This is a genomic window from Armatimonas sp. (genome assembly GCF_043760365.1).
Lineage (GTDB): Bacteria > Armatimonadota > Armatimonadia > Armatimonadales > Armatimonadaceae > Armatimonas.
This window is the reverse complement of the sequence record NZ_JAYUPA010000096.1, coordinates 1-6502: the sequence shown is the minus strand read 5'-3', so window position 1 is coordinate 6502 and position 6502 is coordinate 1. Positions and strand designations below refer to the sequence as shown.

Here is a 6502-nt window from a genome sequence, read left to right as displayed (position 1 = left end):
CGGTGAAGATCAAGAAGCCGAGGAGCCAGGGAGAGATCAGCGCGAGGCCCCAGCGGCTACTGGTTCGTTCGGACATTTGCTAAAAGCCCTCCTCGCCCGAGAGCAAAGCGTTGATCTTATCGGTGGCGTTGCGGCTAGCTTGCGGCGCGGTGATTCCCCCGACATTGAAGAGGCTATCGGTAGCGGAGTTGAACTCACGAGCCCATTCTTGATAGCGGGCATCAATCGGTAGCGTTCGGCCACGGCGCACGGTATCTAGAAACACATCGGTGTGAAACGGTGGCTTGTCGGCCTTAAGATATTCCGGATGCTGCTGCACGGAGAGGCGCGTCGGGACGCAGCGTCGCCATTTTGCTCCTAGAATCAGCTCGGCTTCGGGGCCGGTCATGTACTTCACAAACTCCCACGCTAGCTCTGGGTGCTCCGTGTGCTGGTAGACCACGAGCTGATTGCCCTTGATGACGGTGGCATCACCTGCGGGGCCGGTTGGGACGGGCGCGATATCCCAGTCGAATTTCTTGATGTTCTTGCGGAAGCGTGGAGTCTCCCCTGCCCAGCCCCAGTGCATCGCGATCTTGCCGGACTCAAACGTAAACGCGGAGAGCGCGGCGTCGGAGGGCGTGGGGGCGCAGTGGTGCTTCCAGCGCAGGTCGGTCATGTCCTGCATCCCCTCGATGGCGCGGGGATCGTCGGCGAGGGTGAACTTGGTGAGATCTTTGTTCATCACATCGCCTCCCCGGTTCCAGAGCACAGATGCCCACTGAGGAAACGCGGGAAATGTCGTGCCAAACTGAAGCGTGCGCCCCCCCTCGCGCTTGGTGAGTGCATTAGCCGCCGCGAGAAATGCGTCCCAGTCCCACTTGTTCGCTTTTGAAAGCTCGTAGGGATCCGTCAGCCCGGCGGCTTTAAAGAGACTCTTGTTGTAGTAGAGCTGGACGCCGCCAAAGAGGACGTTCATGGCGTGGAGCTTGCCCTGGTAGCGGCACTCCTCCAACGCGGTGGGCACGAAGTCCTCCACAAACCCCTTGGGCTCAGCGGCGATCAGTGGCTCTAAATCAAGAAAATAGTCTTTTTTCACGAGCGCGGGGAACATGTAGTGGTCCACGCGCATCACGTCGGGCGCGGTGCGTGACGCCAGCATGAGCTGGAGTTTGTCGGGATACGACGAGCCGGGCACCATGAAAAGATGCACCCGAATCTTAGGGTGCAGCTTCTCGAACTCATCCGCGATCTGGCGCTCTAGCTGAAGCTGTTCCGGGTTCCCCCAGGCCATGTAGCGAATCGTCGTGCGTCCGCTGGCATCCCGAGAAGACGGCAGGCAGCCGGTGAGCAGGCCGCCGCAGGAAAGCCAGAGCAGGCGGCGGCGTGTCATTAGGCGTTCTCGTAGGCGAACTTGGGGATCTGTGTGGCGAGCTTTCCGCCGCTGACATCCACCATGGTTCCGGTGATGTAGCGGGCCAGATCTGACGCCAGAAAGCAGATGAGATTGGCGACATCCTGTGGGTCGCCCCAGCGCCGTAGCGTGAGGGTATCCAGCAGATTGGATTGGACATCTTCGGGGCGCTCGGTGAAGTGGTTGATCTCGGTGGGGATCATGCCCGGTGAGTAGCAGTTCACCGTGACATCCCACGGGCCCAGCTCGCCCGCAAGTACGCGGGTGAAGTAGTGGACACCCGCTTTTGAGGCGGCGTACGGGGCGCTGCCAATCGAGGGGATAATCGCAGCAAACGACGCGGCGTTGAGAATGCTCCCGGAGCGCTGCGCCTTCATCACCGGGATCACGGCCTGGCACATCAAAAATGTCCCCTTGAGGTTGATGTCTAGGTTGGCATCCCAGGCAGCTTCCGTCATGGTCTCAATCGGGCCGCTGATGGAGACGCCCGCATTATTGACGAGAATATCCACGCGCCCAAACTCAGCGACGATCTTGGCGATCAGCTCTTTGCACTGCTCTGGGCTGCGCACATCGGCGATGTGCTGGGCACCCCGCCAGTTATTGGCGTCCCAGTCGGCTTTGACAGCGTCCAGTAAATCCGTGCGGATATCGGTGATAATCACCACAGCGCCCTCGGCGGCCAGCGTCCGGGCGATACTATTGCCAATGCCGCGCCCGGCTCCGGTGACAATGGCGACTTTATCTTTGAGGTTAATTTCCATAATTTTTTAGCGCACCGGTTTGCGGTGCGAGAAGATATTCAGCCCCAGCCAGCCCCAGAAGAGTAGGTGAAGGCCATTGGTGAAGATGGGTTTAGCGAAAGGTTGGCAAAGCGCGATAACGCCTAGCAACAGCAGTGCGATACTGATAAATTCTGCCATCTGGGCAAATCTACCGCTCAGCATTGATATTAAGCTCCGTTTGCTTGCTAAAGAGATGCGAGCGGCTCTGGTCAACGCGCGCATGCAGTGTCTGACCTAGTGTGGGCCTGAATGTTGGGACGGTGCGCACTTTGATGATATGCCCGGCGAGGTTGACATTGATGATGTTCTCCGCACCCAGCAGCTCAACAACCACCACCGTGACGGGCAGGCTTCCCGGCGTTCCCGCCTCCACAAAGACAATGTCCTCGGGCCGAACTCCTAGTACGAGCGGCAGATCCTTTGCAGCCGTCGTGAATCGTCCCATCCCCTCGCTATTGAGGGCCAAGCCCGCGTTCTCCGCTCCCTCGACACCCTGAAGTGTCAGGACATCACCACTGCGCTGGCAAGGGACAAAGTTCATCGCCGGGGAGCCGATAAAGCCTCCGACAAATAAGTTCCTTGGGTTGTCGTAGACCTCCATAGGGGTGCCCGCTTGCTGCAAAAGGCCGCCGTACATCACGGCGATCCTATCGCCCATGCTCATCGCTTCGAGCTGATCGTGGGTGACATAGATGGTGGTCGCGCCCAGATCGGTCTGGAGCTTTTTAATCTCGGCGCGCATCTCGGTGCGGAGCTTGGCATCGAGGGCGGAGAGCGGCTCGTCCATCAGAAACACCTGCGGACGGCGCACTATGGCGCGGCCAATTGTCACGCGCTGCTGCTCGCCGCCGGAGAGCTGGGTGGGTTTGCGGTCGAGCTTATCGGTGATATGCAGCATCTTGGCCGCGATCATCACCCGCTCATCAATCACGGACTGCGCCGTTTTGACGGCGCGCAAGGGAAAGCTGAGGTTCTCCCGGACGGTCATGTGCGGATAGAGGGAGAACGACTGGAACACAAAGGCAATATCGCGCTCGGCGGGCTGCTTGTGGGTCACTTCTTCCTCGCCGATACGGATCGTCCCGCCATCGGGAAGCTCCAGCCCGGCGATGCACCGCAGAGTGGTGGTCTTACCGCAGCCCGACGGCCCTAAAAAGACCATAAACTCGCCGTCTTCAACAGAAAGGTCCATGCCCTTCACCGCGACAACTTGGTCGTACTTCTTAATCAGTTGCTCAACACGAACGCTTGCCATCTATGCTCCCAAGGAAAATTCGTCTTCACAGTGTACCAGACGTTTCCACGTTGCAAGCTCGGAGCTTAGCGCAGCAGAATCACGGTGCGGGCGGCGACGGAGCGTACCAGAGGGCCGTTGGCAACGATGGCAGCAAGGGCTAGGCCGGGGGTGAGATTCACGGTGCCGCTACGGTTGGCCTGCGAGAGAAAGCGGGTCTGCGGGGAGAGTTTGAGAGTGACCGTCACGGGTTTGGGGAGGGTCTGCTCGGCGGTGCCGTAGGCCTGAGCGCGGGTGACACGTAGCACAAGCAGGTTGTTCGTTTTGTCGGCCTTCTCGACTGTGCCGGTCAGCTTCAGATCACCGGGCCGCAGGTCCAGCGGGCCGAAGTCCGACGTGCTGGCGCTCTCCGTGCGCGTGGTGAAGCGCCAGCGCCGGGTGAATTCTGCGGTAACAACCTCGACGGTGTAAAGAGCGGCGGGCTTGAGCGGCGCGAGAGGAACCAGCATGCAGGCATAGGTGAGCTCGCTGTCGCGGCCCGGGACATTGAGCAGGCAGCGCACCTCGGCGCCATCGGTGGCGGTGAGACGGGCACTCCGCACTTGGAAGGCGGGAGCCTGTCCGAGGCGAAAGTGTGCCAGCAGGATCGGGTAGCCGATCACCTTGGGCGCATTGGGAAGAGTGCGCGTGGGCGAGGGGATCTCGTCGTTGCGCCAGGTCAGCGGGACATCGGTCTCGCCGTCGTAGGGACTCATTACCGTGCCCGCCGTGCCATCGCCGCCAAAGAGCAGGCCCGACGCTTTTGCCACATTGCCCGCGCCAAAGAGCAGCCCGCCGGGACGTAGAAACGGCAAGCGGTGGTACGGCGCATCAAAGAGGGCACGGACAATCCGCTCGGGCGTGCCCTCAGCGAAGCTAACATCCTCGGCCAGGGTAGCGGCGTAGCCAAAAGCCTGGGCACGTGCCAGCGGAGTATTTCCCACAAAGCCGGGCTTGCCGGCACTCTCAAAGTGGCCGACGAGCTGGTTTTTATCCAGGTAGGCCGCATGCGCCTGCGCCGCCGCACAGAGCCGGGGATCGAGTGCAAGGGGCGCAAGGCCGAGCCGTAGGCGGAGGCGGTTCGCCGCCAGCAGAGCATCACGTGCCCAGGCCGAGGGCGGAGGAAGTGTCGTGAGTGCCCCAGGAGCGACCGTGAAGCTCCAGGAGACCGTGGCATCGTCTTGCTTGGGCGAAAACCTGACTCGGCAGCGTACCCGATAGGTTCCGGGGGAAAGAGGCGCAGGAGGCATGGCCCGCACCGCCCCATTTTCATAGTGCGCAGAGAGGGGTTCGTCGTTGAGGCGGAGCTCCAGGCCGACGATCTGTGCGCCGTCTTGTGGACGGATCGGCCAAGCCAGCTCGGGGCGCGCCACACGCAGCGTCCCCTGTGGCCCAGGTGTTTGGTAGGCGTACTGCATGGCCTTAAAAACCGTCAGAGTACTGGCGGGAGCGTGTGGGAATCGAACCCACCCAGGATGACATCATCACCCCGCACACGGTTTTGAAGACCGGGAAGACCACCAGACCTCATTCGCCCCCGTAACGCAGCAATTATATCGCATGCAGCACCTTCTCCACGCCCTCCCTCCCTCTCGGTAGCAGACGGCATGGTTTATGCTAGAAACTTCTCACGATGGCTATTTCAGAAGGACTTAAAACATTTTATCGCTACTGCCGAGGAATGGGTTGGTATCAAGGTCTACAACTACAGCTCGCAGAACGAAAGGGACAGGGAGTGTTATCCCTGACGATTCCTGGGCTTAAACATCCCGTTCTCTGCCGCGCGAACCGAGTGGATCGTCTTGCACTCGTTGAGGTCTTATTTGAAAAACACAATGTGGTTACTCTCTCTGAGCCACCTCAGCTGATTTTTGATATGGGAGCAAATGTTGGTTATGCAGCCGTACTCTACGCCAATCTCTATCCCCAAGCACAAATTATTGCACTAGAGCCCGCCCCGGAAAACTATCAAATCGCCTGTAAAAATGTTGCTCCGTATCCCAATATTACCCTGGTTGCAGGGGCACTCTGGCCACTCCCCGTCACTCTGTCGATTGCCAACCAGGAGGACTGCTCCTGGGCCTATCAGATGCACGAAAAAGTGGGGAGTGAGAGCATTCGTGGCTGGACAATGCCTGAGCTTCTGGAGGAGTTTGCCGTCGAGCGAGTTGATTTTCTTAAAGTGGATATTATGGGGGCGGAGGAGCTTGTCTTTGCCGAGCCTGCTACCTGGCTCAAGGCAATTCAGGTGGCTCTCATCAAGCCACACAGTGCGGCGGCCCGTAATGTACTGTGTGAGGTTTTCGATTCGGTTGGCTTCCCGAGGCAGAAACACGGCGATAAGCTGCTCTTTCGACGGGCTCCGGTCTAAAATCTGCTACAATTTCTCCATGGAACTGACTATTTTTGGAACTGCCGCCGCCGAGGGCTGGCCCGCTCCGTTTTGCCGTTGCCCCGCGTGCCAGGAAGCCCGTCGCCGTGGAGGTCCCAATCTTCGTGCACGCTCGGGGGCGCTGCTGGGCAATGACCTCAAGATTGACTTTTCCGCTGATACCGTGATGCAGATGCTGCGCACCGGGCGTGATCTGGCTGAAGTACGTACGATTGTCTTCACGCACCAGCACTCGGATCACATTGTTCCTACCGAGCTGGAGTGGGCCTCGGGGCCGTTCACCAATACGCCGCCCGCGCAGCCGATTGCGGTCTTTGGCAATGCACAGGTGATGGACATGCTGCACTCGGTTTTCCCTAATCCCGCAAAGGCGAATCTAGACCTGCGCCCGGCGCTGGAGGCACTGGTTCCAGTGACCACGCCGATGGGCGATATGGTTCTGCCACTGCCTGCGGATCATGCGCCGGGCGCGTTTGTCCTGCGCATCACTCGCAGTAATGGCAAGTCACTATTCTACGGCCACGACTCTGGACTCTACCCGGAGGCAACACTGGTGGCTCTGGCGGAGGGTGCAGCACTAGATATCGCGGTCTTTGACTGTACCTATGGCGGAGCAAAGAGCAGCAACAAGGGGCACATGGGCGTGGATGGCGTCGTGC

7 protein-coding genes and 1 tRNA gene are annotated in these 6502 nt (G+C 59.7%); 2 read left to right on the top strand and 6 right to left on the bottom strand.

Features of this window, described 5'->3' with window-relative positions:
• Nucleotides 1-79: 79 nt before the first annotated feature.
• From ACH2EH_RS02490 to ACH2EH_RS02465, 6 genes are all read right to left on the bottom strand, one after another.
• Nucleotides 80-1372, bottom strand: coding sequence for an ABC transporter substrate-binding protein (locus ACH2EH_RS02490; protein WP_395138592.1), 1293 nt, complete (start codon nucleotides 1370-1372; stop codon nucleotides 80-82).
• Nucleotides 1372-2157: an SDR family NAD(P)-dependent oxidoreductase gene (locus ACH2EH_RS02485; protein ID WP_395138590.1), complete on the bottom strand. Its 786-nt coding sequence runs from the start codon at nucleotides 2155-2157 to the stop codon at nucleotides 1372-1374. The genes ACH2EH_RS02490 and ACH2EH_RS02485 overlap by 1 nt, the downstream gene beginning before the upstream one ends.
• Before the next feature lie 6 nt (nucleotides 2158-2163).
• Complete coding sequence (locus ACH2EH_RS02480; protein ID WP_395138588.1) at nucleotides 2164-2316, bottom strand: hypothetical protein; 153 nt, start codon at nucleotides 2314-2316, stop codon at nucleotides 2164-2166.
• A gap of 10 nt (nucleotides 2317-2326) precedes the next feature.
• On the bottom strand, nucleotides 2327-3433 hold the full coding sequence (locus ACH2EH_RS02475; RefSeq protein WP_395138586.1) for an ABC transporter ATP-binding protein: 1107 nt from the start codon (nucleotides 3431-3433) through the stop codon (nucleotides 2327-2329).
• Between the two features lie 65 nt (nucleotides 3434-3498).
• Nucleotides 3499-4869 carry a CAP domain-containing protein gene (locus tag ACH2EH_RS02470; RefSeq protein WP_395138583.1) on the bottom strand — a complete coding sequence of 457 codons (1371 nt, stop codon included), beginning with the start codon at nucleotides 4867-4869 and terminating at the stop codon, nucleotides 3499-3501.
• A gap of 23 nt (nucleotides 4870-4892) precedes the next feature.
• Nucleotides 4893-4990: transfer RNA gene (locus ACH2EH_RS02465), tRNA-Sec, on the bottom strand.
• A gap of 196 nt (nucleotides 4991-5186) precedes the next feature.
• On the opposite strand from ACH2EH_RS02465, the gene ACH2EH_RS02460 reads away from it, so the two are divergent.
• Entirely contained in the window at nucleotides 5187-5822 is a 636-nt protein-coding gene (locus ACH2EH_RS02460) for an FkbM family methyltransferase (RefSeq protein WP_395138580.1), read from the top strand.
• Between the two features lie 19 nt (nucleotides 5823-5841).
• On the top strand, nucleotides 5842-6502 hold a 661-nt coding region (locus ACH2EH_RS02455; RefSeq protein WP_395138577.1), incomplete at its 3' end, for an MBL fold metallo-hydrolase.

What these genes read in the sequence shown, in the direction of transcription:
- ACH2EH_RS02490 (WP_395138592.1), bottom strand. Translation starts at nt 1,372, where the DNA reads ATGACACGCCGCCGCCTGCTCTGGCTTTCCTGCGGCGGCCTGCTCACC.
- ACH2EH_RS02485 (WP_395138590.1), bottom strand. Translation starts at nt 2,157, where the DNA reads ATGGAAATTAACCTCAAAGATAAAGTCGCCATTGTCACCGGAGCCGGG.
- ACH2EH_RS02480 (WP_395138588.1), bottom strand. Translation starts at nt 2,316, where the DNA reads ATGGCAGAATTTATCAGTATCGCACTGCTGTTGCTAGGCGTTATCGCG.
- ACH2EH_RS02475 (WP_395138586.1), bottom strand. Translation starts at nt 3,433, where the DNA reads ATGGCAAGCGTTCGTGTTGAGCAACTGATTAAGAAGTACGACCAAGTT.
- ACH2EH_RS02470 (WP_395138583.1), bottom strand. Translation starts at nt 4,869, where the DNA reads ATGCAGTACGCCTACCAAACACCTGGGCCACAGGGGACGCTGCGTGTG.